At 52.2% G+C, this 255-nt stretch carries 1 rRNA gene; it reads right to left on the bottom strand.

Going from position 1 to position 255, the window contains the following annotated elements:
- Nucleotides 1–255: ribosomal RNA gene (locus Afil_RS11670) — 23S ribosomal RNA — on the bottom strand; the annotation flags it as partial.

Raw genomic sequence — 255 nt, 5'->3', positions numbered from 1 at the left:
TTTCACCTTTCCCTCACGGTACTCTTCTCTATCGCTCACTCTTACTTATTTAGCCTTGGCGGATGGTCCCGCCTGCTTCCAACAGGATTTCACGTGTCCCGTTGTACTCAGGATTCCGCTCCTTACTTGACTCGCTTGCCGGTACAGGGATTTCACCTTCTCTGTCCGCGCTTTCCATCGCGTTCCCGTTCGCTCGTCTTTCATTTCCAGCGGTCCTACAACCCCATATCGCTATGGTTTGGGCTCTTTCCCTTT

The organism is Allobaculum fili (assembly GCF_020969955.1).
GTDB classification, from domain to species: Bacteria; Bacillota_I; Bacilli_A; order Erysipelotrichales; family Erysipelotrichaceae; genus Allobaculum; species Allobaculum fili.
Note: the sequence above shows the minus strand (reverse complement) of the source record. Positions and strands in the feature narration are given on the sequence as shown.